The sequence below is a fragment of the Candidatus Accumulibacter sp. ACC005 genome (assembly GCF_907163215.1).
GTDB classification, from domain to species: Bacteria; Pseudomonadota; Gammaproteobacteria; order Burkholderiales; family Rhodocyclaceae; genus Accumulibacter; species Accumulibacter regalis.
On the sequence record NZ_CAJQUB010000001.1, the window covers coordinates 124,466 to 147,545 of the forward strand.

General features: G+C 63.1%; 27 protein-coding genes and 2 pseudogenes. 19 read left to right on the plus strand and 10 right to left on the minus strand.

All coding sequences use genetic code 11. The annotated features are described in order from the left end of the window. Positions 1-155: 155 nt before the first annotated feature. Positions 156-539, minus strand: coding sequence for an HNH endonuclease (locus QZ613_RS21020; RefSeq protein ID WP_366144407.1), 384 nt, complete (start codon positions 537-539; stop codon positions 156-158). 81 nt (positions 540-620) lie between these two features. On the opposite strand from QZ613_RS21020, the gene QZ613_RS00605 reads away from it, so the two are divergent. From QZ613_RS00605 to QZ613_RS00640, 8 genes and pseudogenes are all read left to right on the plus strand, one after another. Continuing rightward, a complete protein-coding gene (locus tag QZ613_RS00605; protein WP_043567639.1) occupies positions 621-1,142 on the plus strand; it encodes a DUF3489 domain-containing protein in 522 nt (173 codons plus the stop codon). A gap of 116 nt (positions 1,143-1,258) precedes the next feature. Then, positions 1,259-1,486 carry a hypothetical protein gene (locus QZ613_RS00610; RefSeq protein WP_043567530.1) on the plus strand — a complete coding sequence of 76 codons (228 nt, stop codon included), beginning with the start codon at positions 1,259-1,261 and terminating at the stop codon, positions 1,484-1,486. 113 nt (positions 1,487-1,599) lie between these two features. Continuing rightward, positions 1,600-1,851, plus strand: a complete 252-nt coding sequence (locus QZ613_RS00615) for a hypothetical protein (protein WP_043567527.1) — start codon at positions 1,600-1,602, stop codon at positions 1,849-1,851. A 96-nt stretch (positions 1,852-1,947) separates the two neighbouring features. Further along, on the plus strand, positions 1,948-2,169 hold the full coding sequence (locus QZ613_RS00620; protein WP_043567524.1) for a hypothetical protein: 222 nt from the start codon (positions 1,948-1,950) through the stop codon (positions 2,167-2,169). Continuing rightward, positions 2,166-2,530, plus strand: a pseudogene (locus QZ613_RS00625) (hypothetical protein). The gene QZ613_RS00620 and the pseudogene QZ613_RS00625 overlap by 4 nt, the downstream one beginning before the upstream one ends. Before the next feature lie 118 nt (positions 2,531-2,648). Further along, positions 2,649-2,858, plus strand: a complete 210-nt coding sequence (locus QZ613_RS00630) for a hypothetical protein (RefSeq protein WP_043567522.1) — start codon at positions 2,649-2,651, stop codon at positions 2,856-2,858. Further along, entirely contained in the window at positions 2,858-3,136 is a 279-nt protein-coding gene (locus QZ613_RS00635; RefSeq protein WP_043567521.1) for a type II toxin-antitoxin system RelE/ParE family toxin, read from the plus strand. The genes QZ613_RS00630 and QZ613_RS00635 overlap by 1 nt, the downstream gene beginning before the upstream one ends. Positions 3,137-3,425: 289 nt before the next feature. Next, the gene (locus QZ613_RS00640) at positions 3,426-3,719 is read left to right on the plus strand and encodes a GYD domain-containing protein (protein WP_043567520.1); all 294 of its coding nucleotides are present in this window, start codon (positions 3,426-3,428) and stop codon (positions 3,717-3,719) included. Between the two features lie 80 nt (positions 3,720-3,799). On the opposite strand, the gene QZ613_RS00645 is transcribed toward QZ613_RS00640, so the two are convergent. The 3 genes from QZ613_RS00645 to QZ613_RS00655 form a co-directional block, all read right to left on the minus strand. Then, entirely contained in the window at positions 3,800-5,083 is a 1,284-nt protein-coding gene (locus QZ613_RS00645; RefSeq protein WP_043567519.1) for a DNA modification methylase, read from the minus strand. After that, the gene (locus QZ613_RS00650) at positions 5,070-6,467 is read right to left on the minus strand and encodes a site-specific DNA-methyltransferase (RefSeq protein WP_043567518.1); all 1,398 of its coding nucleotides are present in this window, start codon (positions 6,465-6,467) and stop codon (positions 5,070-5,072) included. Before QZ613_RS00650 ends, QZ613_RS00645 begins: the two co-directional genes overlap by 14 nt. A gap of 314 nt (positions 6,468-6,781) precedes the next feature. Continuing rightward, the gene (locus tag QZ613_RS00655) at positions 6,782-7,015 is read right to left on the minus strand and encodes a hypothetical protein (protein WP_291863844.1); all 234 of its coding nucleotides are present in this window, start codon (positions 7,013-7,015) and stop codon (positions 6,782-6,784) included. On the opposite strand from QZ613_RS00655, the gene QZ613_RS00660 reads away from it, so the two are divergent. The 3 genes from QZ613_RS00660 to QZ613_RS00670 all read left to right on the plus strand — a co-directional run bounded on the left by QZ613_RS00660 (position 6,959) and on the right by QZ613_RS00670 (position 8,357). Beyond that, positions 6,959-7,162 carry a hypothetical protein gene (locus QZ613_RS00660; RefSeq protein WP_291863842.1) on the plus strand — a complete coding sequence of 68 codons (204 nt, stop codon included), beginning with the start codon at positions 6,959-6,961 and terminating at the stop codon, positions 7,160-7,162. The genes QZ613_RS00655 and QZ613_RS00660 overlap by 57 nt on opposite strands. Before the next feature lie 129 nt (positions 7,163-7,291). Next, a complete protein-coding gene (locus tag QZ613_RS00665; protein WP_043567638.1) occupies positions 7,292-7,672 on the plus strand; it encodes an antitoxin Xre-like helix-turn-helix domain-containing protein in 381 nt (126 codons plus the stop codon). 61 nt (positions 7,673-7,733) lie between these two features. Continuing rightward, complete coding sequence (locus QZ613_RS00670; protein ID WP_291863833.1) at positions 7,734-8,357, plus strand: RES family NAD+ phosphorylase; 624 nt, start codon at positions 7,734-7,736, stop codon at positions 8,355-8,357. A gap of 207 nt (positions 8,358-8,564) precedes the next feature. Here QZ613_RS00670 and QZ613_RS00675 read toward each other — a convergent pair whose 3' ends face one another. The 4 genes from QZ613_RS00675 to QZ613_RS00690 form a co-directional block, all read right to left on the minus strand. After that, positions 8,565-8,957, minus strand: coding sequence for a DUF6362 family protein (locus QZ613_RS00675; protein ID WP_043567517.1), 393 nt, complete (start codon positions 8,955-8,957; stop codon positions 8,565-8,567). Further along, complete coding sequence (locus tag QZ613_RS00680; protein WP_043567516.1) at positions 8,950-9,159, minus strand: hypothetical protein; 210 nt, start codon at positions 9,157-9,159, stop codon at positions 8,950-8,952. The genes QZ613_RS00675 and QZ613_RS00680 overlap by 8 nt, the downstream gene beginning before the upstream one ends. After that, positions 9,156-9,611, minus strand: coding sequence for a hypothetical protein (locus QZ613_RS00685; RefSeq protein WP_043567633.1), 456 nt, complete (start codon positions 9,609-9,611; stop codon positions 9,156-9,158). Before QZ613_RS00685 ends, QZ613_RS00680 begins: the two co-directional genes overlap by 4 nt. Positions 9,612-9,943: 332 nt before the next feature. Beyond that, positions 9,944-10,330, minus strand: a complete 387-nt coding sequence (locus QZ613_RS00690; RefSeq protein ID WP_043567514.1) for a hypothetical protein — start codon at positions 10,328-10,330, stop codon at positions 9,944-9,946. On the opposite strand from QZ613_RS00690, the pseudogene QZ613_RS00695 reads away from it, so the two are divergent. The 4 genes and pseudogenes from QZ613_RS00695 to QZ613_RS00710 all read left to right on the plus strand — a co-directional run. Further along, positions 10,329-11,444, plus strand: a pseudogene (locus tag QZ613_RS00695) (recombinase family protein); the annotation flags it as partial. The gene QZ613_RS00690 and the pseudogene QZ613_RS00695 overlap by 2 nt on opposite strands. After that, complete coding sequence (locus tag QZ613_RS00700) at positions 11,441-11,896, plus strand: hypothetical protein (protein ID WP_043567510.1); 456 nt, start codon at positions 11,441-11,443, stop codon at positions 11,894-11,896. The pseudogene QZ613_RS00695 and the gene QZ613_RS00700, both read left to right, overlap by 4 nt. Positions 11,897-12,279: 383 nt before the next feature. Further along, entirely contained in the window at positions 12,280-13,269 is a 990-nt protein-coding gene (locus tag QZ613_RS00705; RefSeq protein ID WP_043567508.1) for an ATP-binding protein, read from the plus strand. Positions 13,270-13,289: 20 nt separating this feature from the next. Then, on the plus strand, positions 13,290-15,851 hold the full coding sequence (locus tag QZ613_RS00710; RefSeq protein ID WP_043567507.1) for a S8 family peptidase: 2,562 nt from the start codon (positions 13,290-13,292) through the stop codon (positions 15,849-15,851). Positions 15,852-16,532: 681 nt separating this feature from the next. On the opposite strand, the gene QZ613_RS00715 is transcribed toward QZ613_RS00710, so the two are convergent. Further along, the gene (locus QZ613_RS00715; protein WP_043567506.1) at positions 16,533-17,741 is read right to left on the minus strand and encodes an aminotransferase class I/II-fold pyridoxal phosphate-dependent enzyme; all 1,209 of its coding nucleotides are present in this window, start codon (positions 17,739-17,741) and stop codon (positions 16,533-16,535) included. A 388-nt stretch (positions 17,742-18,129) separates the two neighbouring features. On the opposite strand from QZ613_RS00715, the gene QZ613_RS00720 reads away from it, so the two are divergent. The 4 genes from QZ613_RS00720 to QZ613_RS00735 all read left to right on the plus strand — a co-directional run bounded on the left by QZ613_RS00720 (position 18,130) and on the right by QZ613_RS00735 (position 21,433). Then, the gene (locus QZ613_RS00720) at positions 18,130-19,218 is read left to right on the plus strand and encodes an isocitrate/isopropylmalate family dehydrogenase (protein ID WP_043567503.1); all 1,089 of its coding nucleotides are present in this window, start codon (positions 18,130-18,132) and stop codon (positions 19,216-19,218) included. Between the two features lie 107 nt (positions 19,219-19,325). Continuing rightward, entirely contained in the window at positions 19,326-20,030 is a 705-nt protein-coding gene (locus QZ613_RS00725) for an alpha/beta hydrolase fold domain-containing protein (RefSeq protein ID WP_291868268.1), read from the plus strand. 2 nt (positions 20,031-20,032) lie between these two features. Beyond that, positions 20,033-20,539 carry a YgjP-like metallopeptidase domain-containing protein gene (locus QZ613_RS00730; protein ID WP_043567501.1) on the plus strand — a complete coding sequence of 169 codons (507 nt, stop codon included), beginning with the start codon at positions 20,033-20,035 and terminating at the stop codon, positions 20,537-20,539. A gap of 123 nt (positions 20,540-20,662) precedes the next feature. Further along, positions 20,663-21,433, plus strand: a complete 771-nt coding sequence (locus QZ613_RS00735; RefSeq protein ID WP_043567500.1) for a ParA family protein — start codon at positions 20,663-20,665, stop codon at positions 21,431-21,433. Positions 21,434-21,456: 23 nt separating this feature from the next. On the opposite strand, the gene QZ613_RS00740 is transcribed toward QZ613_RS00735, so the two are convergent. After that, entirely contained in the window at positions 21,457-22,683 is a 1,227-nt protein-coding gene (locus QZ613_RS00740) for an alpha/beta hydrolase (RefSeq protein WP_291981223.1), read from the minus strand. Positions 22,684-23,080 lie beyond the last annotated feature (397 nt).

Consider the following 23,080-nt stretch of genomic DNA (forward strand, 5'->3'; position numbering starts at 1 on the left):
GGGCATGATTTAAGGGGTCTCGGGAATGGCTGAAAGCCTTGTAAACAGGGGCTTTCAGGGCCAAATCGCATAAAAAAGAGTTTTTCATTTTGCACGCACAAAAAATTGATCACGCGCACGCATATGGCATGTGCATCTGTAGAGATTGAAGGCCCCTAAGGGGTTGTAGGCCGGCGGCCGGCTGTCTCTCGGGCCGTTTTAGCGTTATGGCATCTAGTACAAATGCATTCCAGATTGCTCTCATCATATCTGGCGCCGCCGTCCTTGATCGGCAGGACGTGGTCCACGACCTTGGCGGGAACTAGCAGCCCACGTGCCGCGCACAACTGGCACACCGGGTGCGCACGCAGAAGCGCAGCACGCACCGCACGCCACTTGGCGGACTGGTAAAAGCCGAGTTCCGTGTCGAAGCCACGCCGTGCGCGACCGTAGTCCCGATGCTGGCCGGCACGGTGCGCATCGCAATAGCCGGGGCTGGTCAGCACCGCACCACAACCTGGGTGTCGGCAGGGCGTGGGCGCACGCAGCGGCATTCGCATCTTCCTTTGTGGAAACGCTTGGCTTCGTGATTGAACAGCGCGTTCATGTGCTCGTCATCAACCCCGATCAAGGAGATCGCCATGACCACGAAGATCCAACTCACCGACACCCAGCGCATCGTCCTCGAACACGCCGCCGAGCAACCCGATGGACGCCTGGCTTGGTTCCCCGACAACGTCAAGGGTGGCGCCCGCAAGAAGGTGATCGAGGGCCTGTGCAACAAGGCCTTGATTACCGGCAGCGACGCCGACTGCTTTATCTCGCCGGGTGGCTACGACGCCCTGGGGCGCACGCAGCCGGCGGCGACCACACATCCCGACCCCGACGTCGAGGCGGCCCTGGTGGCCACCGAGGCGCAATGGGTGGCAGAGAAGCACGAGACGACGACGCAGCCCCGCACCCGCGCGAACAGCAAGCAGGCGGCGGTGATCCAGATGCTGCAGCGTCCAGAGGGGGCGACGATCCCGCAGATCTGCGAGGCCACGGGATGGCAAAGCCACACCGTGCGCGGCACGTTTGCCGGCGCGTTCAAGAAGAAGCTCAAGCTCACCATCACTTCCGAGAAACCTCAGGGTGGTGAGCGCATCTACCACATCGGGTAGTCACCGAAGGGGTGATTGGAAACATCCAGCCGCCCCGCAATGATTGAGAACGCGCTTGGCTTCTGCAGCGAACAGCGCGTTCATCTGATTGCCATCCACCCACCGGGAGCCCTCTCATGAACACCAGCACCAGACCATCTGCCGCCGACTTCCATCTCAAGCGACTGCGCCCTTTGGTGGGCGGGACGATCACCAACCTGGCCAGAACGGGCGTCGACGAGTACGGCGACGAATTCTTCGGGCTGGTCATCGCCCTGCCCGACGGCCAGACGCGAACTCTCACCTTCCTCGCTGACGACGAAGGGAACGGTCCTGGCAGCTTCCAGCTTGACGGCCAAGGCTGAGGCGATCACGAGCGGGACGCCCGGGCGATCAATTGATTGTTATTGCGCTTGGCTTCTCAATCAAACAGCGCGTTACTACGGGTGTCGCAGCCAACCACCGCAAGGAGCCCGCCATGACCACCAAGCAAACCATCCAGACCACCGTGACCGACACCAACGGTCGTCTTCAGGGCGCGATGGACATCCAGGTCGAGTTCAGCGATTTCGTGCCGAACATCATCATCCACGACGGAAAGACTTTCTTCGCAACTGGCAAAGAGGGCGTCAACACGAAGACTGGCAGCGCCGTGATCGAAGCGGCAAGCGACGACGACAGGGCACGCATCTGGATTGCACGCGACGCATCGCGCATTTGGGAGGACTGAACGCCACGCAAAATGATTGAGAAAGCGCTTGGCTTGTGTTCCTGGTAGAGCAATCATGTCTTTGTCATCAACGCAAACGCAACCGGGAGAAACACCATGACCACCAACCAAACCATCCGCAAGCACACCAACTTCAACAGCAACGACTACGCCTACCTCGCCGCCAAGGTGGACAGACGACGCGATCATCGAGCGTTGGAACATCGAAGCCAAAAGCGGCAAAGGCCCCTGCTTCTGGACCGGGCCCGCGCGCAGCAAACTGGCCGCAGTGACCGGTCGCAAGTAAACAGCCAAACACAACAGGGAGAGACGCCATGACCACCGCCAACCCGATCCCCGCCACCGAGAACGAAGCCTGGGGCTTCTTTGGCGGCATGAAGGACAACGCCGAACTCGCATGGCCTTTGGCGATCAGCGCAATCTCGGACGCCACCGGCGAGCCTCTCGAATCGGTCAGGGTCTTTCTCGACAGCCGTCACGGGCGACACTTCTCTGATGATGTCCGCAACCAGATGCTGGTTGGCAAGGGCATCGAGCAGGCGATCCAGGGCGCCGTCAACAGTGGATGGGGTGGACGATTAATCTCCAGACCAGCAAACAGTACGGCATCCCGCGGGGCTTGCCCCTCCTGACCGGATTCGTGCTTCACCACGCGATCGCCGAAGAACTTGCCGCCTGATCTAACACGGCATCAAAGTCCAAGCCATCCGACTCACGGGTGGCTTGTGGACGCCCAAAAGGTTCCATTGTGGTCCATTGTGGTCTACCATGGGACCTTCTGAACCAAGGAGTCCGTCATGGCGGTGAACGTCAAACTTTCATCCGCGCTCGTTGATCAAGCCAGACGCTACGCCACCGTACAGCATCGCTCTGTCCCCAAGCAGATCGAGTACTGGTCGCAGATCGGCAAGATTGCGGAGGAGAACCCCGATCTATCGTTTGCCTTGATTCGCGACATCCTGATCGCGGACCAGGAAGAAGCCGTCGGCGAGTATGAGTTCAGTTGATGCGCGTTCTGGTCACGCCCTCGTTCGTCCGAGCCACCAAGAAGCTGCATCTTCCGCAAAAGACAGAACTCGACCAGGCCGTGCGTGCCATCAGTAATGATCCGGCCATCGGCGACGCCAAGGTCGGGGATCTTGTTGGCATCCGGGTCTACAAGTTCCGGCTCTCGAATCAGCTCTGTCTGCTGGCCTACCGTATTCTCGATGCGGAGAGCATCAAGCTCCTGACGTTCGGCCCCCACGAGAACTTCTATCGGGACCTCAAGCGCGTGGAGAATTGAGCGCCGACCGTCCGAAGTGCTCAGCAGCAAGGGCTCGGGGAACGACCGGTAGGGACTCAAACATACTGGAAGCATTCGCTTCAACGACACCACGCCAAATGCCTGACGACGTTTTCCGCTGACATTGTTGGGTGCCAGGAACGGCACTCACGTCAGCGTGGCGACCTCGTTCGCGACGCTGTATGAACGATCATCTGCAGAGTGCGGTCCGAGTGACTTATGCAGCGTTTCGGGACCACCGCTGACTTGGCTGCCGTCTTTGGTCCAAACTGCCAAGACGAGGTCGATCATGGGAACCTACATTTCACTTTTGCGTTTTACGGATCAAGGGATTCGTTCCGTTAAGGACACGACAAAACGCGCCGAGGCAGTCGCCGAAGGCGCAAAGAAGTTCGGTGCCCGCGTAACCCAACTCTACTGGACCATGGGTAGCTACGATCTGGTTTCCGTTGTCGAAGCACCGGATGACGAGTCCGCAACCGCGTTCTGCCTCGCCCTCGGTGCGCAGGGGAATGTTCACACGCAGACTCTGCGAGCTTTTTCCAAGGACGAGATGAACGCCATTCTTGCCAAGATGGCATAGCAGCCTGAGACCTGCGGCGATCAACCAGGGCGCCGTCAACCGGCGCCCGCTGCCTGCGCTCGCCCATTAGCGCCCACCGTTCAGACAGATCCCAACCCCGCAGAGAGCCGTTCGAGACCAGTATCCGGGGATGCTTGAATCATCTGGTTCTCGCCGAGGGTCATCCCGTCAGACTCACGGGTGCCTTTTTCGCCTGAGTAGTCCTGCCAGCGGCGAACAATCACGTCGCAGTATTTCGGATCGAGTTCCATCAGTCGCGCGCACCGGCCTGCCTTTTCCGCGGCGATCAAGGTGGTGCCCGGACCGCCGAAGGCATCCAGTACCAGGTCGCCCGGGCGGCTGGAATTGCGGATCGCGCGCTCGACCAGTTCCACCGGCTTCATCGTTGGATGCAGATCGTTTTTGACCGGCTTCTTGATCTGCCACACGTCGCCCTGGTCACGGTCACCGCACCAGTGGCGTTTGCCGCCCTCGGGCCAGCCGTAGAGCATCGGTTCGTACTGCCGCTGGTAGTCGGCGCGACCCAGGGTGAACGTGTTCTTCGCCCAGATGATGAACGTCGGCCAGTGGCCACCGGCGGCGCGAAACGCAGACTGCAGCACGTCGAGTTCGCTGGACGACATCGCGATGTAGACCGCGCCATCGCACCGTGCCAGTGCCGGGGTGAGGGCGGCGATCAGGAAGTCGTAGAACCCGTCGCCCAGGTTGTCATTCAGGATCGCGCGGTTCTTGCCGCGCAGTTTGCCCTTCGGCGTGTTGGCGTAATTCACGTTGTACGGCGGGTCTTGCCAGAGCATCGACACGCGATCGGTACCGAGCAGTCGCTCGTAGCTCTCGGCAACGGTGGCGTCACCGCAGAGCAAGCGGTGTTTCCCGAGTACCCAGACATCGCCCGTTCGTGATACCGGCGTCTCCGGTAGGTCCGGAACAGCGTCGTCGTCGGTTTCGCCTGCCGTCGTCGTTTCCTCGCCGGCCATGATTTCCAGCAACTGTTCGGCATCGAAGCCGGTCAGCGCGAGATCGAAGTCGTCGAGCTTCAACTCATCGAGTTCGAGGCGGAGAAGATCATCATCCCATTCGGCCCAGGTCGCCGAGCGGTTGGCCAGCAGGCGAAAGGCCTTGATCTGCGTCGGCGTCAGGTCGTCGGCGAGGATCACCGGCACGGTCGCGAGGCCCAGCTTACGGGCCGCCTTCAAACGCAAATGGCCATCCACGAGACGCCCATCGGACTGCGCGATGCAGGGAATCCGAAAGCCGAACTCCTGGATCGCGGCGGCCATCTGATCGACGGCATGATCGTTCTTGCGCGGGTTGCGCGCGTACTCGATCAGCCGGTCAATCGGCCACTGCTCAAAGGTCAGCATCGTCGCTCTCCAGTCGCTCGCCGGCGACCTCGGCAAAGGTCTGGCCGGTCGCTGCGAGCGTTACCGGCACGGCAGGGAAGTTCTGCTGAAAACGCTTGATCGCCACATCCACGTACTCGGGGGCAATCTCAACGGACCGTGAAATGCGGCCAGTACGCTGTGCGGCGAGCATCGTTGTGCCTGAACCGCAGAAGGGTTCGAAGACAATGTCGCCTGCGTCCGAGTAGGCCTCGAGGAGAAACTCTGGTAGCGCGATGGGAAAGACGGCCGGATGGTCGATGCCTTCGCCGATCTTGCCCTTGTGGCGCATCACCCGGATCACCGAGTCGGGGATCCGGTTGTCCTGCGCGGGTTGGCCCGCTGCCGTCCAGCCGCCGACCTCGCCATTCTTACCGCGCATCGCTGTGGAGGACCCGTCTGCGCGCAGGTGCGATTCCTGACCGGCGTGCTTGCACGGCACGATCTTGTTCGGCTTGCGGCTCTGCCGGTTGAAGTGGAAGACGAACTCGAAGCTCGGGGCGAAACGTCCGGCCCAGTCGCCAGGCATCCCCGGTCCCTGGTCCCAGACGTACCACGCGAACCGCCGCCAGCCCTGGGTGCGCATCCACGCCAGCCAGCCGTCCCAGTACGGGATCACTTCGTTGTCGCGGTGGATCAAGCCGAGGTTGACCAGCAACTGGCCATCCTCGGTCATTGGCAGGCCCGTGAATACGCCGCGCATCAGGCCGTCCCAATCGGTGATGCCACCGCTGGTGTAGTCGCGCTGGTTGCCGTAGGGCGGCGAGGTGAAGCAGAGCCGCGCCTGCTCGCCGAGCATCAGGGCGGCGATCGCGGTAGCGTCGGCGGCGTCACCGCAGATCAGGCGGTGCGGCCCCAAGGCCCACACGTCGCCGGGACGCGAGACTGGATTGGCCGGAACCTCGGGCACATCGTCGGCGGCATCGGGCGGGTTGCCATCGCCCGGCTGCTCCGCGTCGGTGTGACTATCAGCCAGCAAGGCGTCGATCTCGTCGGCGTCGAATCCGGTCAACGACAGATCAAAGTCGGCCAGCTTCAGGTCTTCGAGTTCCAGCGTCAGCAGGGCGTCGTCCCAGCCGGCATCCAGCGCCATGCGGTTGTCCGCGATGAGATAGGCACGCTTCTGGGTCGGCGTGAGGTGGGCCAGTTCAATGACCGGCACATCGTCCAGATTCAGCTTGCGCGCCGCGGCGAGCCGGCCGTGACCGGCGACGATGCCGTTGTCGCCATCGACCAGGATCGGATTGGTCCACCCGTACTCGACGATGCTGGCGGCGATCTTGGCCACCTGCTCGACGGTGTGGGTGCGCGGATTCCGGGCGCAAGGAATCAGCGCCTCGACCTTGCGGTACTCGACGTTGAGCATGGTGTTCCGATGTTCCGAAAAAGGGGGGGCGGGGCGATTACGTCGCCGGCCGCAATGCTGCGCATTGGCGAGGCTGATAGCACCCCAAGCGTGTCAGTCCGAGCGTCTGCAGGCGAAGTCGTTGCTCACGGGCTTGACGCCCGGAGCGTTTCAAAAAGCGAAACGGAAAAGGCTATAATTCGCACGTGCGGCTCGTGATCGACCGCGTGTAGGGCCATGCCGGAGCGGTTCGGCTGGTACCCGTTTTGTGCGGCTGATGCAGCTAACGGGGTTCACTTTGATTCTTAAAGGAGCCTTCTATGCCATCCACGCCACTAGTCCGCAATCGAAAAACCGCTTACCTTGCTCAATTGGGCCGCTGCTATTACTGCGGCTTGCCGATGTGGGAAGATGATCTCGCTGCGTTTTGCCGAGCCCACAAGATAAAGCCCACCCAGGCGCAACGCCTTAAGTGCACCGCAGAGCACCTTGAAGCTCGGCAGGACGGCGGTCTGGATACGGCACAAAATATCGTCGCCGCTTGCGTGACCTGCAATCAACGAAGGCACAAACGGAAGCAGGCTCCTGTACCTGACGCCTACCTACATCTGGTGCAGAAACGCGTCCGCGCTGGCCGTTGGCATTGTGCCACCCTGCTGTCGGCGTTCGGGGCGCTACTCGCTGGCCACGACAGCCCGGCTCAGTCTTCGACGTGACCTAGGGTGTTCTCGATCCTGTGCAGGCCTGACTGCAAAAACCCGCCACAGGGGCGGGGCGATGGTGACGTCAATTTGCTTTCTACAGAAAACTATATGGTCTATAATTTCTGTAGAAAGGAGAGCGAGATGCCAGGAACAACTGTTCAAGCAGCGAGCACCGCACAGCCTGCCGCAGTGCTCACCAAGGCGGTGACTCGCGCGGCTGATCACCTGGATATCCAGCGGTCGATACTTGCCAAGGTGCTGGGTGTAAGTGCGGCAACGGTCACCCGACTGTACGCCGGCGCGTATCAACTGGACCAAAAGCGCAAGGAATGGGAGTTGGCCCTGTTGTTCGTCCGCGCCTTCCGATCGCTGGACTCTCTCGTCGGTGAGCAGGGGACCGCTCGTAAATGGCTCGCCAGCAACAACCGAGCGCTCAACGGTCGTCCCGTTGATCTCATCAGCACTACCGAAGGACTCGTTCGTGTCGTCCACTACCTGGACGCCTCTCGCGGTCTCGTCTGAGGCCCGGGCCTGGCGCGGTTCAACCTGGCGTATCGTTGAAGCCCAGCACGTGGCTTCAACGATGAAGATCGTCGACAGCGCCGCCGAGCAGGAAGCCCTGGAGTCGCTGCTCGAAGCCGGCAAGCCGGCATTGCCTGACGCTACGAGCGGGCTCGATTACCTGCTTGCGACGCCGTTTCGATATCCTCCTGCCGGTCTGGGCTCTCGCTTCCGGTCCGCAACCGACTTGGGCGTTTTCTACGGTGCGGCAACGGTCCGGACAGCCTGCGCCGAACTGGGATGCTGGCGCTGGCGGTTTCTTCAGGATGCCGAAGGCCTCGACCGGATCGGACCCGTCGCGCACACAGCCTTCCGTGCGGAGGTGCACACGCCAGCCGTTGATCTCCGCGAGGAGCCCTTCCGCAGAGATGTCGCGTCGTGGACGCAACCCGACGACTACACTGCGACGCAGTCGTTTGCTCGTGTAGCCAGAGATGCCGGTGTGGGTGCCATCGTCTATGGCTCCGTGCGTGATCCTCAGCCGAGCTGGTGTCTTGCCGTTCTGACACCCCTTGCGTTTGCCAGCAAGAGGCCGCATCCCGCCAGACAAAACTGGTGGCTCGCTGTGCATTCGGACGGAGTGATCTGGCGGCGCGACCATGAAGTGATCGCATTTGCGATGCCTTGCCCTGCGGCGAACAAGTAGCCGGTAGCGAGCGTAGCCGGCGGGTTTTTCGTCTGATCATGCCGCCAAGCAGGGAGGAGCCTTCGCTCTCGCACCTTTCCCAACCATAGCCGTCACTGTAGGTCAAAACGGCCCGGGATGCGACACCCCTTTCGAGCCGCAAAAGGCGCAATTGCCCGCAGGCTTTCGCTGCAGCCCGCTGATGTACTCTGAAACTATCCGAACTCCTCACGAGGCCACGGTCCTCGGTTCGTTGAGCCGATCGGCAACGATCTGGATCGCCCCTTGCCACCGGCGTTGCGCTGTCCTGGTGCAGCAGGCGGCACGTATCGAGATGTCCCGCCAGCCGTAGCGCCTGGCCCGCATCCAGACGAGATGGCGTTGCTCGACTTCCAGCCACTGCACCCAGCGCATCGTCTCCAGCATCCGGTCGATGGCATCAGGGTTGGGCGGCAACGGACGGTAGTCACGCTCCTCCTCGGGATACGCTTCCCATGTGTCTCGGGCAAAGGTTGGCCAGACGTTGAAGTAGCCCTGCACCCGAACGCGCGGCAGTCGCCGGCCCGTTTCGGCCGCCTCGGTGAATCGTGCCGCGACGTCTTCGAGGGTCCAGTTAGCCATGACGCCGGCCTCCTGTGCCGTAGAGCCGTTCGCCCAGTCGCCGGACCAACTCCCGTTCGACGAAGTCCAGCCGCTCGTCGGTGTCGGACACCACCAGAATGCGTTGCTCGCGCCAGCCGGTTTCCTTCACCGCTTCGAGATTCGTGACGTCTGGTTGCAACCGCCCCAGCGGGCAGCGATAGCGTTGCGGACGAATCTTCATGACGCCACCTCCTGAGCCACTGCCCATGCCAGCAGGGCGAGCGCATCGGCTTCGTTGTCGTCCTGCGGATCGAGTCCCCGTGCCTTGGCGGCGGTGATCATCGCGTCCTTGCCGGCGTTGCCCTTGCCGGTGGCGTGCTTCTTGATCGTCCCGACCGGCACGCCCTGGTAGGGAATCTCGTGGTGCTCGCACCACGCGGTCAGATGCGCCAGGAAACCGCCGTAAGCGTGCGCCGCATCGACACCGGCGTGACGACGCACCTCTTCGAAGTACACCGCATCGATGCCGTCGACCGACTGCTTGATCTCGGTGAGCCAGCGCTTGAATCGCAGGAAGCGCATCCCGCCTCCCTCGAAGCGTCCAGGTCGGAACGACTCCGAGCCGCTGACGATGGATCCATCCCGACTGCGCAACGCCCAACCGGTCTGCGTACCCAGATCCAGGGCCAACAGACAGGTAGCATTCTCCGGGTCGGTTACCCGCCAGCATGGGGCAGACGCCTCTCTACGTAAGGGCGAGGGAACCTCTGTTCCCTCTCCTACGTAGTAGGAGGGAGAGATTTCTCCATCTGGAAATGCCTCGCAAAGCCAGTAAACACGGGCATTTCCGCCAGATGGAAAGATCGCAGCGTTTCCATCTGCCGGCTTTTCCATCTGCGTGTCAAGTGCTTGATTTCCCGAGAAATCCAGATGGCAAACAATTTCCATCTGAGGCAGATGGAAAACTCCGGGGTCCAGATGGCAAGCTTTTTCCCATCTGCCGTAGCACTCTGCTGGGGGGGTATTCATGTCGTTTCCTCGTCCTGGTACAGCCATACATTCGGGTTCTCGACCGGCAGCAATGCACCGGTCTGTGGGCACTTGTAGTGGGTGGGCAAGATCAAGTGCTCAAGGATGTCGATCTCGCCGCTGTCCGGATCGGGCGGGCCGCTGGACTGCCTAAGCCGCATGTCTTCCACGCAGAGGTAGCCGTACTTGCTGCGACTGGTCATGGCCAGTCCGTAGCGAGACCCCTCCCGGAAGAACTTGATGTAGCCCTGCGTCGAGAGCACCGAAACTCGATCGCGTATCGTCCGCTCGCCGCCAAGTCCGGCCTGGCCCTCAAAGCTCTCGCCAAACTGCTGGGCCGTATAGCAGCGCCCGGCCAAAGCCTCGTCGTAGAGGACCTGCAAGATCGACGTGGTCGTGATCTACAAGATCGATCGACTGACGCGCAGCCTGGCGGACTTCTCCAAGATGGTGGAAGTCTTCGAACGGTACGGCGTTTCGTTCGTCTCTGTGACCCAGCAGTTCAACACCACTACCTCGATGGGCCGGTTGATGCTCAACATTCTCCTGTCCTTCGCGCAATTCGAGCGCGAGGTCACCGGCGAGCGTATCCGTGACAAGATCGCCGCCAGCAAACGCAAGGGGATGTGGATGGGTGGCGTGCCGCCGCTGGGCTACGACGTCGAGAACCGGCGACTGGTCCCCAACACGCAGGAAGCCAAGCTCATCCGGCACATCTTTCAGCGCTTCGTTGAACTCGGTTCCAGCACAGCACTGTTCAACGAGCTGAAGCTCGACGGTGTCACCTCGAAGGCCTGGACCACTCAGGACGGCAAGGTCCGTGAGGGGAAGCCGATCGACAAGGGGATGATCTACAAGTTGCTGCACAGTCGCACCTACCTCGGCGAACTGCGGCACAAGGAGCAGTGGTTTCCGGCCGCGCACCCGCCGATCATCGAACGCGAGTTGTGGGATAGCGTGCACGCGATTCTCGCCACCAATTGCCGGGTGCGCGGCAACGCCACGCGAGCGGTCGTGCCCTTCCTGCTCAAGGGTATCGTGTTCGGCCACGACGGGCGGGCCCTGTCGCCATGGCACACGACGAAGAAGAGTAACGGGCGCCGCTACCGGTATTACATCCCGATGCGCGATACCAAGGAGCAGGCAGGCGCGTCCGGTCTGCCACGCTTGCCGGCAGCGGAACTGGAGTCGGCAGTGCTCGAACAACTGCGAGGAATCCTGCGCGCACCGGATCTGCTCGGCGACGTGCTGTCGCAGGCGAACAAGCTGGATCCCTCCTTGGACGAGGCCAAGGTCACCGTGGCCATGACACGCCTCGATGCGATTTGGGACCAGTTGTTTCCGGCTGAACAGACCCGGATTATCAGGCTCCTTGTCGAGAAGGTGATCGTTTCACCCACTGATCTGGAAGTACGCCTGCGCACCAATGGCCTCGAACGTCTGGTGCTGGATCTGCGCCCGGTGCCCGCCGAACGGCGGCAGGAGGCGCTGGCGTGAACGGGATCCGAATCTGCAGGACCGGGGCGCCCGATGTCGTCGCCGCCAGCGACGGCAGGCTGACCCTGTCAGTGCCGATTCAGATCAAACGCCGCAGCGGCAGAAAACTGGTCACCCTGCCGAATGGTGAAGCCGCGGAGTCCAGGCCCTGGGATGTCGCCGCCACACCGATGCAACTGGCGCTGGCCCGCGGCCATCGCTGGTTGGCAATGCTCGAATCGGGCGAAGCCAAGTCCATCACCGAGCTCGCCGCCCGGGAGAAGATCGACAACAGCTACATGTGCCGAATGCTCAATCTGACCACGCTCGCGCCCGACATCGTGGCGGCCATCCTGGATGAGACGTTGCCTCTTGGCGTCGGCGTGCATGAGCTTGCGATCAGCCCGCCGGTGTTGTGGGCCGAACAGCGCAAGAGGATTGGTGTAGTTGGCGAGGAACTGCCGATGGAGTGATTGGCCGCCGTCGGGTCTATGCTGAATGGTGGTCGCCACCGACTCTGTGCTGCTTGTGGGGCATTGCGCTACGCACGATCGCGGCTTGACTGTGATGGCTGGCCCGTAACCGGCTTGTGGGACACCCCGAAGATGCTATTTGCCAAGAGCGACCGCTAAACGACGGACGCCGATGCTGTGTCAATTGGGGGCCGAATGCGAAGGCGATCACTCTGGCTATGTCGCGTAGAAGCAGTGTCATGGTATCGTTCAAGTTGTGTTTCGGTGTCCCTGCGGCATGCTCCAATGGTGAAGAGCAACTCCATAACGGCAATCGACCGCCCCGGAGGTTGATCATTTCCGATGATAGAGCATGAGGCTTGTTACAAGGCAATCAGAGCGATATGGCTACAGCTAACCAAGTAAAGGCTCTAGTGAGAAGCCACGCAGACGGCGACGACACGCGCTTCTATGCAATCGCGATGCAAGTTGCAGCTCAGGCGGCTCTGAGCGGCCATGGCAAATTTGCCCAGGATCTGCGCGCGCTTGTGGACCTAGTGCGAGAGCATGCCAAGGCAGCCGATCCTGTTCTGCGCAACCTGAAGCCGGTCCCATTGGCTCAGCCGCGAGGGGAACTCGCGGGCCTGCTTACGGTTGACTACCCAAAGACCCGCATTGTCGACATGGCGCTTACCCATGCGCTGCGCACCAAGCTCGACCGGGTCATAACCGAACAGCGCCAGCGTGATCGGATTAGAGAGCACGGCCTCGCACCGATGCGGAAGCTTCTGCTCGTCGGTCCGCCCGGTACCGGCAAGACCATGACCGCGGCGGCGCTCGCTGGCGAACTCGGAATACCCCTCTTCAGTATCCAGCTCGACGGGCTGATTACGAAGTATCTGGGCGAGACCGCTGCAAAGCTACGGCTGGTTTTCGACGCGATCCAGTCCACGCGCGGCGTGTACCTCTTCGACGAGTTCGACGCGCTCGGCGGGGAGCGGGGCAGCAAGAACGACGTCGGCGAGATCCGCCGCGTGCTCAACTCTTTTCTCCAGTTCCTTGAGCAGGACGAGTCCGACAGCCTCGTGCTCGGTGCGACGAACTATGTCGGCTTGCTCGACCGCGCCCTGTTCCGCCGCTTCGATGCCTTGCTTGAATACGCTCATCCAACTGCGGACGTTGCGGCCCGAGTGATGCGTGTGCGTCTCGGGCTTCTCGACACGTCCTCGCTTAACTGGGATGTTGCTGCGAAGGCTGCCGATGGGCTCAGTCATGCCGAGATTACGATGGCCTGCGACCAAGCGGCGAAGGACGCGATCCTCGACCACCGCACCGCAGTTCGCGACTCGGATCTGGCTCTTGCCCTCGAGGAACGAAGCAGCACCCACGCGTAGCCCGTCCAGGAGACCGAAGGGTGGCCGCTTCTCGGAACCGCAAGCACATCATCGTCCCGGGCAAGCCCACGACGGAGCGGTACAAGCCGCACGGGCGGAGGATAGACATCCCGAAGCCTCCGCCTCCACCAAGCCGTGCAACGCACGGAAAGGCGCTCAAGCAGGCGCTCGAATCGGCCGTGATCGAGGCGCATCAGCGCCGCGCTGACGCCAGAATCCAAGTGCATGGCGCCGTGCCTGGGCTCTACATCCAGTTCGAGAGCCAGCCCGGCATCCCCCTACAGCTCTCGTCACTTGAGGATGCGCGACAGGGGATCGAACTCGTGGCGGTCAGCCACGCGCAGACCCAGGAAGCAGAGCCGCGACGTATCGAGCGGGCGACGGTCTTCGTTCCCGAAGGCAAGGTGAAGCACTTCGTTACGCGCTTTGAGAACTACGCAAAGACGACCCCGAAGACGAAAAACGAGCGACGCCACGAGGATATGCTCGACCCGGTGGGTGCGTTGCGGCTCGCCACGTTACGGGGGCTCTGGACGGACGCGACCGAGGTCTACCCGGCCGACCGGGAGACGATTTGGTGGGAGGTCTGGCTGCGCCGGCACGACGGTAGCGAGCTTGCGCGGCTCATGGAGTTCGTGGCCCTCAAGCAACTCGATATCGCAGGACGGCGTCTGCAGTTCGACGATCGCATCGTGACGCTGGTGTGTGCGACGGCCGAGCAGCTCTCGGCTTCCCTGGATGTGTTGAACGATCTTGCGGAGGTGCGTCGAGCCAAGGAGACCGCGACGGTCTTCGCGGACATGGCGCCCGAAGAGCAGGGCGAGTGGGCCAAGGAATTGCTCGCGCGGACGACGACGGCTGTGGCCGCTGCGCCCGCTGTGTGCGTACTCGACACCGGCGTGACCCGCGGCCATCCTCTGCTTGCGGCATCGCTCGCTACATCCGACTGCCACACTTGCGAGCCCTCGTGGGGTGCCCATGATCACCATGGGCACGGAACGGAGATGGCCGGCCTCGCGCTCTATGGCGACCTGACGTCGGTGCTCGGTGGCTCAGCCCCAGTGAAACTCAGCCACGGGCTCGAGTCGGTGAAGATCCTGCCTCCGAATGGTCAGAACCCGCCCGAGCTGTACGGCGCCATCACGGCGGAGGCCACGAGCCGCGTAGAAATTCAGGCGCCTGGGCGACAGCGCTGCTTCTCCTTGGCCGTGACCGCCACAGACGAGCGCGATCGCGGTCAGCCCACGTCGTGGTCAGCTGCCGTCGATGCGTTGGCCGCCGGGCGTGCTCTTGACGCGAGCAGCCAGGGCCTGGTCTACCTCGACGACGAGAGCGACCCCGTCCAACGCCTCTTCGTCGTGAGCGCTGGGAATGTCGATGAAGGTGCGCTGCAGGTCGCGCACCTCGACCGCAGCGACACCGATGCGGTCCACGACCCGGCCCAGGCCTGGAACGTGTTGACGGTGGGCGCTTTCACGGAGAAGTCCATCGTCCAGAATCCGAAGTGGAATGGCTGGCAGCCCGTGGCACCAGCTGGGGAACTCTCGCCGTGGAGCACGACTGGCGTCGTGTTCGCTGACGCGTGGCCCATCAAGCCGGATGTCGTTTTCGAGGGCGGCAATGTCGTGAAAAACGCGAAGGGTGACGTCGACTTTCCTTGCCCCGACCTGTGCTTGCTCTCGACGCACTACCGGCCCGCAGAAAAAGCTTTCGTCCTGAGTTGGGCCACAAGCGCTGCTACAGCGCTGGCTGCGCGCATGGCCGCCATCATCGCGTCCGAGTACCCGACGCTCTGGCCCGTGACCGTGCGTGCACTCGTCGTTCACTCGGCCGAGTGGACGGCGCAGATGCAAACCCACTTGCGAGGGGCTAGCGGAAAGCGCGCACGAGCGCGCCTCGTGCGCCGGTACGGCTTCGGCGTGCCCCACCTCGACCGCGCGTTGCGGAGCGCTGGCAACGCCCTGACGATCATCGCGCAGGACACCATTCGGCCCTTTGTGCCGAAGGAGTCGAATCCCAACGAGCGGCAGATGGGCGACATCCATTTCTTCGAGCTGCCCTGGCCGCGGGAGGTGCTCCAAGGCCTCGGCGAGACGCCGGTGCGGCTGCGCGTGACACTCTCTTACTTCGTCGAGCCGAATCCCGGCCGCCGCGGCTGGAAGAAGCGCCACCGCTACGCGTCGCACGGGTTGCGCTTCGAGGTGAAGGGGCCGACCGAGTCCGTTGATGAGTTTCGCAAGCGCCTCAATCAGCGTGCGCTCGACGAGGACGAGGCGCGGCCCTCGGCGGGAGGCGACTCATCCGAGTGGTACCTCGGCGAGCAGGCGCGCAATCACGGCTCGATCCACTCGGACATCCTGCAGGGCTTCGCCGCCGACATTGCCGAGCGCGGCGTCATCGGTGTCTACCCGGTGAGCGGATGGTGGAAAGACCAACCCAAGCGGGACCGCAGCGAGAAGGGCGCGCGATATGCGCTCATCGTGTCGATCGAGACTCCAGGCGTCGAGACGGACATCTGGACACCGGTGGCCCAGCAGGTCGGCGCAGTCATTGCTGTCGAGTCCCACGGTGTCCTTGGCTAGTACGCGCGGCGTTATTGCTCTGAGTCGCCAACCAGAAAGACTCCCCGATTCTCCACTCTCTGCATCAAGGAAGCTTCCGCTACCTACCAATGCCACGAATCAACCGCTTGGTTGGACCACCTATAAGTCGTTGATTTGTCATGAGCCGATTTGAGGCGCTCGTGGACTTCCCGCCTCCGGCGGAGATCGAGGCGGAGAGAAGAATGCCCTGGAGAGAGTGAAATTGGCCGAATCCGGGCGCGCCGTACGAAGAGCCGAAGTCCACAGGTTTCCGCACGAACCCGCGCAAACACGCGGTAGTACGCAAAAAAAGACCAACCCGATGAGGGGTTGGTCTTCTTGTCTGGTGGGCCCGCAGGGACTTGAACCCTGGACCAAAGGATTATGCTTACCACTACGGCTTTCGCCGCCTCTGGCGAGTTTGTGGTCTGGACTATACCTTCCCGTTACAGGCTGGCCGTCTAGTCTCTACACCTTCCCCGCTGCTGTCTCGGGGCTTGGCTCGGTATTGGCGTCGCCCGCAGGCCCCAGCTTTCACCGAATTTGACCAGTTCTACCCGCCGCCAGCGTGACGCTGCCGACGGGCAACCCATGCGACCAGCCACTCATCAGACGATGTCCGGGCTGGCCTCGCTAAGTCCTCTGCTCTAACCAACTGAGCTACAGGCCCGGGACGGGATTCTACAGATTTCCGCGCACTTCCGCTTCGCTGAGGCAGTTTTCGATGCGCTCGGTGGTCTGGGCGATGTCTTCGTCGAGACCGATCGAGAAGCGGATCAGGCCTTCGCGCAGGCCGGCCGCTTCGCGTTCTGCGGGCGGGATCTCGGACGAGGTGCTGTGGCCGGGGGTGTTGAAGAGGGTCTTGAAGTAGCCGAGGCTGACTGCCAGGTAGCCGACCTTGTCGCGTTGCATCAGGGTCATCAGGCGGTTGGCGGCGGCCAGGTCGCCGGCATCGAGGGTGAGCATGCCGCCCCAGCCGTAGCCGGGGTTCATCAATTGCGTCAGCAGCTGGTGATGCGGATGGCTGGTCAGCCCCGGGTAGTGCACCGCGTGCCCCAGTTCTTCGAGCCGGCGGGCCAGATACAGCGCGTTGGCGCCGTGTTGGCGCAGGCGGATGTGCAGGCTGTGCAGGTTCTTCAGGATGCTCGCCGCGCGTGTGCTGTCGAGCACCGGGCCGAGCAGCATGCTCGGGCCGGCGTTGATGTCGTTCAGCCGGGAAATGAAGTCGCGCGACGCGACGACGCAGCCGGCGACGCAGTCGCTGGTGCCGTTGACGAACTTGGTCAGGCTGTGCACGACGACGTCGGCGCCGTGGCGCAGCGGCGACAGGATCATCGGCGTAAAGGTGTTATCGACGACCAGCTGTGCGCCCTGCGCGTGGGCAATCGCGGCCAGCGCGGGCAGGTCGGCGACTTCGAGCAGCGGGTTGCTGAGCGATTCGCAGTAGAGAACACGGGTCCGTGGCGTCATCGCCGCGCGCACGGCGTCGTGGTTGCAGAGATCGACAAAGCGCGTATTGACGCCGAAGCGCGGCAGCAGGTTCTTGAGCAGCGCGTAGGTGCCGCCATAGATGCTGCGCCCGCAGACGATCTCATCGCCGGCGCCGCACAGGGTCATCAGGGTGGTGCTTATCGCTCCCATTCCGGAGGCCATGACCTGCGCCGATTCGCCGTCTTCCATACGTTCCAGGGCGCTGGCGAGATACTTGTTGGTCGGGTTGAAGTGCCGCGAGTAGAGAAAGCAGCCTTCGATCTCGTGCTCGAACAACTCCTCCATGCGCTCGGGGCTCAGGAAGGTATAGGTCGACGAGTCGGTGATCGACGGGTTGACGTCGCCGAATTCGCCGAAGACGAGGTAGTCCTGGACGCGCGATGCGGGACTGAAGGCCATGTCGATACCCTCCAAGTGGCAATGGGAAGGGCAAACGTAGCACGCCAAGCGGCGATGGAGAAGAGCCATCGCGCCGCGCTCCGCAGGTGCTTTCGGCTGCCGCGATGGCCTGCCGCCGGCCCCCGGGAAAGCACCCCCGAGAGTGGCCGCAATTGCCGTTGAACGATGGGTGTCTCGCGCAGCCGTGGGGGTGACTCCGCATTTGCCCAGCGCGCGGATCTGCCAAAAGCGGCGCGCATGCGAGCCAGCCGACAAAAGCACTTGACCGCAAGCACCTTTTCGCCGTCAATGATCGCCGGGTTGCAATCGCCGGGCATTTTGCCTGTGCTCGCTGCCACGGCCGTATTCGCAGGCCGTGGAGCCTTCTGAACGCGAAGGGAAGAAAGACATGTACAACGATCCACGTTTCCAGATCGCCGTCCTGCCCGGCGACGGTATTGGCCCCGAAGTCGTGCAGTCCTGCCTGCTCGTTCTCGAGGTTCTCCGCGAGCGCCTGGGCGGCATCAGCTTCGACTTTCGTCAGCTTGACGGCGGCGCTGCACATTACGAACAGACCGGCGCCGTCTTTTCCGACGAAACGCTCGCCGAGTGTCGAAAAGCCGACGCCGTGCTCCTCGGCGCCATGGGCCTGCCGCAGGTCTGCTACCCCGATGGAACCGAAGTCTCTGCGCATTTCGACCTGCGCATGGCGATGGATATCTATGCCGGTCTGCGCCCGATCCGCGCCTATCCGCGTTTGCCGCTGGTGTTGGCCGACAAGCGCGCGGTCGAGATCGATCTGGTGGTGGTGCGTGAACAGAGCGAAGGCTTGCTTTCGTCGCACGGTCGCGGAACGCTCGAAGACGACCGCGTGCGGGAATCGATGGTCGTTTCCCGCCAGGGCAGCCGCCGGGTGGCGGAGTTTGCGTTCGAGCTGGCCGGGCGACGGGCCAAGAGCAAGCGGCGGCCGGGCAAGGTGACCTGCGTTGACCAGGCCAACCTGCTGGCGTCGATGGCTCTCTTCCGCAAGGTCGTCAGCGAAGTCGCCGCAGAACATCCCGAGGTCGAGGCCGAATACGCGCACGGCGATGCGATTGCCACGAACCTGGTCAGGGCTCCCTGGGATTTCGACGTCCTGGTCACCGAGAACGCTCTTGGCCGACTTCTTGCCGATTTCTCGGCGGCGCTTGCCGGCAGCCAGAGTCTGGCGCCCAAGGCCGACATCGGCGACCGTTATGCGATCTTTCAGCCTGCGCATGGCAGCGCAGCCGAGCGTACCGGGCAGGGCAGCGCCAACCCGGTTGCCCAGATCCTGGCCGCCGCCCTGATGCTCGACTGGCTCTCCGACCAACATGCCGAGCCGCGCCTGGCGCATGGCGCGCGCATCCTCGAGCGCGCCGTCGACAAGGCGATGTCGGCCATCTGGCCGATCGACTTCGGCGGCGAGGACGGCACGGCGGCGATTACCCGCGCGGTCATCGCCAACATCCGCGGCTGATCGTCGGCGCACCGACCCGCGCGGCGTGCCTTTCCACGCCGCGCCCCGATTCCCTGCCGGGCCGCCTGATAGAATGGCGGCCGTTTACCCGAACAAGGATCATTTCAATGACCTCAGTAGCGAGCAACACCGATGACCTGTTGCTGGAATGTGTCGAACGCCAGACCGGTGAATCCCCGAAATGTGCGGTCATCTGGCTGCACGGTCTCGGCGCCGACGGCCATGACTTCGAGCCGATCGTCGACGAGTTCGACTTCGATCAGCTGCCGGCGCTGCGCTTCGTTTTCCCGCATGCGCCGATGCGCGCGGTGACCATCAATGGCGGCTTCGTGATGCGTGCCTGGTACGATATCGTTTCGCCCGACTTCGCGCCGGGCAGGGAAGAGGCCGAAGGCGTACGCCAGTCGGCGCGACAGGTCGAGGCGCTGATCGCGCGCGAGAACGAGCGCGGCATTCCCGACGCGCGCATCGTCCTCGCCGGTTTCTCGCAGGGCGGGGTGATTGCCCTGCATGCCGGCCTGCGCCACCGGCAGCGGCTGGCCGGTATCCTGGCGTTGTCGTGCTATCTGCCGATGACCGATACGCTGGCCGCCGAGGCTTCGAAAGCGAACCGCGACGTGCCGATCTTCATGGCCCACGGACAGAATGACCCGGTCATCCCCTACGACTTCGGAAAGCGCTCGTCAAAACTGCTGAAAGCCGAGAAGTACGCGGTCGATTGGCACAGCTATGCCGCCGAGCACACGGTGTGCTACGAAGAGCTGCAGGACATCGAAGCCTGGCTGCACAAGGTCCTCGCCGACGTTTGCTGAGCATGCTGCCGCTGCGCTACCTGGCGGGCTACCCCGAGGCCCTGCAAAAGCAGGTGCGCGCGGCGATCGCCGACGATCGGCTGGCCGCCATGCTGCGTGCCAGGTACCCGGGCACGCACGCGGTACGCAGCGATGGTGCCTTGTATGACTACACGCTGGCGCTCAAGAACCGCTTCCTGCGCAACGCCGAGTCGCCCGCCAAGGTGCTTTTCGACAGCCGCCTGCAGCTTACCGCCAACGCCCTCGGAACCAACGGCAAGCTGGCGCGCGTGCAGGGCGGCAAGATCAGGCGCAAGCACGAGATCCGCGTCGCCAGCGTGTTCAAGGAAGCGCCGCCCGAGTTCCTGAAAATGATCGTCGTGCACGAACTGGCGCACCTCAAGGAGCGCGAGCACGACCGCGCTTTCTACCAGCTGTGCAGCCACATGGAGCCGGCGTATCACCAGCTTGAATTCGATTTGCGTCTCTATCTGACGCAGCGTGAGTTGAGCGGCTTGCCAGGCGCATAGCCTGGCAGCGGCGCCTTCGGAGCGAACGCCGCGGGGCCCCTGTCAAACCGCCTCGCCGCTTTCCCCGTGGATGACTAAGGACTAAACTCGTGCCTAATCCATACACACTACAAGGGAAGTGTCATGCGCCGAGTCGTCTTCAATCAGAAAGGTGGTGTGGGGAAATCGACGATTGCCTGCAATCTGGCCGCCGTCGGCGCCGCGCGCGGCCGGCGGACCCTGCTCGTCGATCTCGACGCGCAGGCCAATTCCTCCCGCTATCTGCTCGGCAAGGCGCTGGAAACCCAGGAGAAAACGCTCGCCCATTTCTTCGACGATGTGCTCGGCCTGAAGCTCTTTCCCGACGAGCTGGATTCGTATGTCGTGCATTCGCCGTTTCCCAACCTCGATGTGCTGCCGTCGGACCCGCGGCTGGAGGAACTGCAATTCAAGCTTGAGTCGCGTTACAAGATGTACAAGCTGCGCGAAGCGCTGGAGAAGATGAACGCTTACGACGATATTTTCATCGACACGCCGCCGGCGCTGAATTTCTTTACCCGCTCGGCGCTGATCGCTGCCGACACTTGCCTGATTCCCTTCGATTGCGACGATTTTTCGCGCCGCGCCCTCTACACGCTGATCGATAGCGTGGCCGAGATCAGGAGCGACCACAACCGCGGGCTGCGCGTCGAAGGCATCGTCGTCAACCATTATCAGGCGCGCGCCAACCTGCCGGCGAAACTCGTCGAGGAGTTGCGCGCCGAGGGCCTGCCGATCCTCGACGCGTTTCTCTCGGCGTCGATCAAGATCCGCGAATCGCATCATCAGGCCTTGCCGATGATCCACCTCGATCCGCGCCACAAGCTGAGCGGCGAATTTGGAGCGCTCTACGACCTGCTGTCGGTGCCGGCCTAGCCGACTGGCAGCTTGCGGCCGCTTCAGCGGTCTTCGGCTGCGCCGGCGTCGAGTGCCCCGACCCACTCCTTGATCTGCCGATAGACGCGCGCGTCATTGAGCAGGCGCATGTGCCCGAGCTTGCTCAGACTCGTGCTCAGTACGTCACCGTCGATCGCATGCGCAGTCGCGCTGCCCGGCGTCACCAGGCCGTCGCCGACGAAGCTGCCGAGCAGATGGCCGTCGTCTTCGCCCAGGCGGGCGCCGAGAAAACGGAAGGCGATGTGAGCGTGCGCGGCAGCCTTCCGCGGCGCACCGGGACCGTGCCTGAGGTCCTTGATTCCCTGGCTGCGCGTAGCGGCGATGGTGCCCAGCGGCGCGGTCATCTTCGAGAGGTTCAGCGCCGCGTTGGTCAGCTGCCCGAGGCGCTCGACCGGCGAACCCAGGATCGGTGAGCCCAGGCAGATCAGCATCCGCGTCGCCTGTGGCCAATTCATCGCCTGTTCGGCGGCGTGTTCGCAGGCGGCGAGCGCGAGCAGTCCGCCCATGCTGTGGCCGATGATCAGCAAGTCGCAATCCGGCTGTGGCCACGCGGCCAGCAAGTCCTCGAGCAAGCCTGCCAGCTGCGCGCCATTGGCGGCAATCGGCAGGCCGCTGTTGTAGCGCAGATAGAGCGCGGTGCAGGCGAAGTCGGCGTGCAGCTGCCGGCCGAAATGGATTTCGCCGGCCGGGTCGTCGGCGTTGTCGATTTCCCAGCTGTGTTCGTCGCAGCTCAGCCCGTGGATGAAGAGGCAGAGGCGCTTGCCCGCGTTGGGGAGAGCGGCATGCAGCGAAGCGGCGTCGAGCGCCAACTCGCCGCCGTCGGCGCAAATCGCCATGCGTATGGCGAGCAGATTGTTGCTTGCCGCCAGATAGTCGCCGAAAGCGCCATTGAGTGCGCCGCGCAGCCCGCTGGCCAGGCGTCCCGGCGGCTTGCCGGGAGAAAAGCCCGTCGCCTGCTTCTCGACGACCGCCGCGGCGGCCAGCAAACCGCCGCTGCCGTGGCGGATCGCGCCGTAGACGCCGGCCGTGATGGTGTCGTGCGCGCCCTGTACGAGTCGTGCCGGCCCGGACAGGAGCGGCACCCGGCGCAGCATATCGAAGCAGGTTCCGGCGATGGCGCCGTGCATTTCCTGAACACGCAGCGTCGTTTCCTGCACCACCGTTTTCGCCGCGTGGCTATAGCCGGTGCTCGGCGCGGGGGCGTCGGAATTGTCGTTGTCAGTGGCCATGTTGATTTCTGCTTGCGTGAGGAGAGGGGAGTGGGTCGAAAACCTGCTCTGTTGGCGACGCACATTCGCCGAGCGCGACAGGCAGCGCGCTTCGCCGTGCGCGGTCAGCCGGCATAGCGCGTGCTACCGGCGCCCGACTCTCCGGTAGCGCTGCATCCCTGACGACACTTCCAGCAGGCGAGAGAGTAGCGCGAAATTCAGGTGACGGCGGAAATCCCGTGTTCCACACGGAGTGCAACATGACACCGCCGGACGATCACACCGCCGCCAGCGTCTTCACACTCCAACCGCACCAGTGCCCTCGTCGCCACACCCGCAGCTATCCCTTCCCCACCGTCATTGCGAGGAGGCGCAGCCGACGCGGCAATCCAGTGCCATCGTCTCGCCATTTTTTTCC

Excerpts from the sequence above, each read along its gene's own strand:
- QZ613_RS21020 (WP_366144407.1), bottom strand. The coding sequence starts at position 539 with ATGCGAATGCCGCTGCGTGCGCCCACGCCCTGCCGACACCCAGGTTGT.
- QZ613_RS00605 (WP_043567639.1), top strand. The coding sequence starts at position 621 with ATGACCACGAAGATCCAACTCACCGACACCCAGCGCATCGTCCTCGAA.
- QZ613_RS00610 (WP_043567530.1), top strand. The coding sequence starts at position 1,259 with ATGAACACCAGCACCAGACCATCTGCCGCCGACTTCCATCTCAAGCGA.
- QZ613_RS00615 (WP_043567527.1), top strand. The coding sequence starts at position 1,600 with ATGACCACCAAGCAAACCATCCAGACCACCGTGACCGACACCAACGGT.
- QZ613_RS00620 (WP_043567524.1), top strand. The coding sequence starts at position 1,948 with ATGACCACCAACCAAACCATCCGCAAGCACACCAACTTCAACAGCAAC.
- QZ613_RS00630 (WP_043567522.1), top strand. The coding sequence starts at position 2,649 with ATGGCGGTGAACGTCAAACTTTCATCCGCGCTCGTTGATCAAGCCAGA.
- QZ613_RS00635 (WP_043567521.1), top strand. The coding sequence starts at position 2,858 with ATGCGCGTTCTGGTCACGCCCTCGTTCGTCCGAGCCACCAAGAAGCTG.
- QZ613_RS00640 (WP_043567520.1), top strand. The coding sequence starts at position 3,426 with ATGGGAACCTACATTTCACTTTTGCGTTTTACGGATCAAGGGATTCGT.
- QZ613_RS00645 (WP_043567519.1), bottom strand. The coding sequence starts at position 5,083 with ATGCTGACCTTTGAGCAGTGGCCGATTGACCGGCTGATCGAGTACGCG.
- QZ613_RS00650 (WP_043567518.1), bottom strand. The coding sequence starts at position 6,467 with ATGCTCAACGTCGAGTACCGCAAGGTCGAGGCGCTGATTCCTTGCGCC.
- QZ613_RS00665 (WP_043567638.1), top strand. The coding sequence starts at position 7,292 with ATGCCAGGAACAACTGTTCAAGCAGCGAGCACCGCACAGCCTGCCGCA.
- QZ613_RS00670 (WP_291863833.1), top strand. The coding sequence starts at position 7,734 with ATGAAGATCGTCGACAGCGCCGCCGAGCAGGAAGCCCTGGAGTCGCTG.
- QZ613_RS00675 (WP_043567517.1), bottom strand. The coding sequence starts at position 8,957 with ATGGCTAACTGGACCCTCGAAGACGTCGCGGCACGATTCACCGAGGCG.
- QZ613_RS00680 (WP_043567516.1), bottom strand. The coding sequence starts at position 9,159 with ATGAAGATTCGTCCGCAACGCTATCGCTGCCCGCTGGGGCGGTTGCAA.
- QZ613_RS00705 (WP_043567508.1), top strand. The coding sequence starts at position 12,280 with ATGGCTACAGCTAACCAAGTAAAGGCTCTAGTGAGAAGCCACGCAGAC.
- QZ613_RS00715 (WP_043567506.1), bottom strand. The coding sequence starts at position 17,741 with ATGGCCTTCAGTCCCGCATCGCGCGTCCAGGACTACCTCGTCTTCGGC.
- QZ613_RS00720 (WP_043567503.1), top strand. The coding sequence starts at position 18,130 with ATGTACAACGATCCACGTTTCCAGATCGCCGTCCTGCCCGGCGACGGT.
- QZ613_RS00725 (WP_291868268.1), top strand. The coding sequence starts at position 19,326 with ATGACCTCAGTAGCGAGCAACACCGATGACCTGTTGCTGGAATGTGTC.
- QZ613_RS00730 (WP_043567501.1), top strand. The coding sequence starts at position 20,033 with ATGCTGCCGCTGCGCTACCTGGCGGGCTACCCCGAGGCCCTGCAAAAG.
- QZ613_RS00735 (WP_043567500.1), top strand. The coding sequence starts at position 20,663 with ATGCGCCGAGTCGTCTTCAATCAGAAAGGTGGTGTGGGGAAATCGACG.
- QZ613_RS00740 (WP_291981223.1), bottom strand. The coding sequence starts at position 22,683 with ATGGCCACTGACAACGACAATTCCGACGCCCCCGCGCCGAGCACCGGC.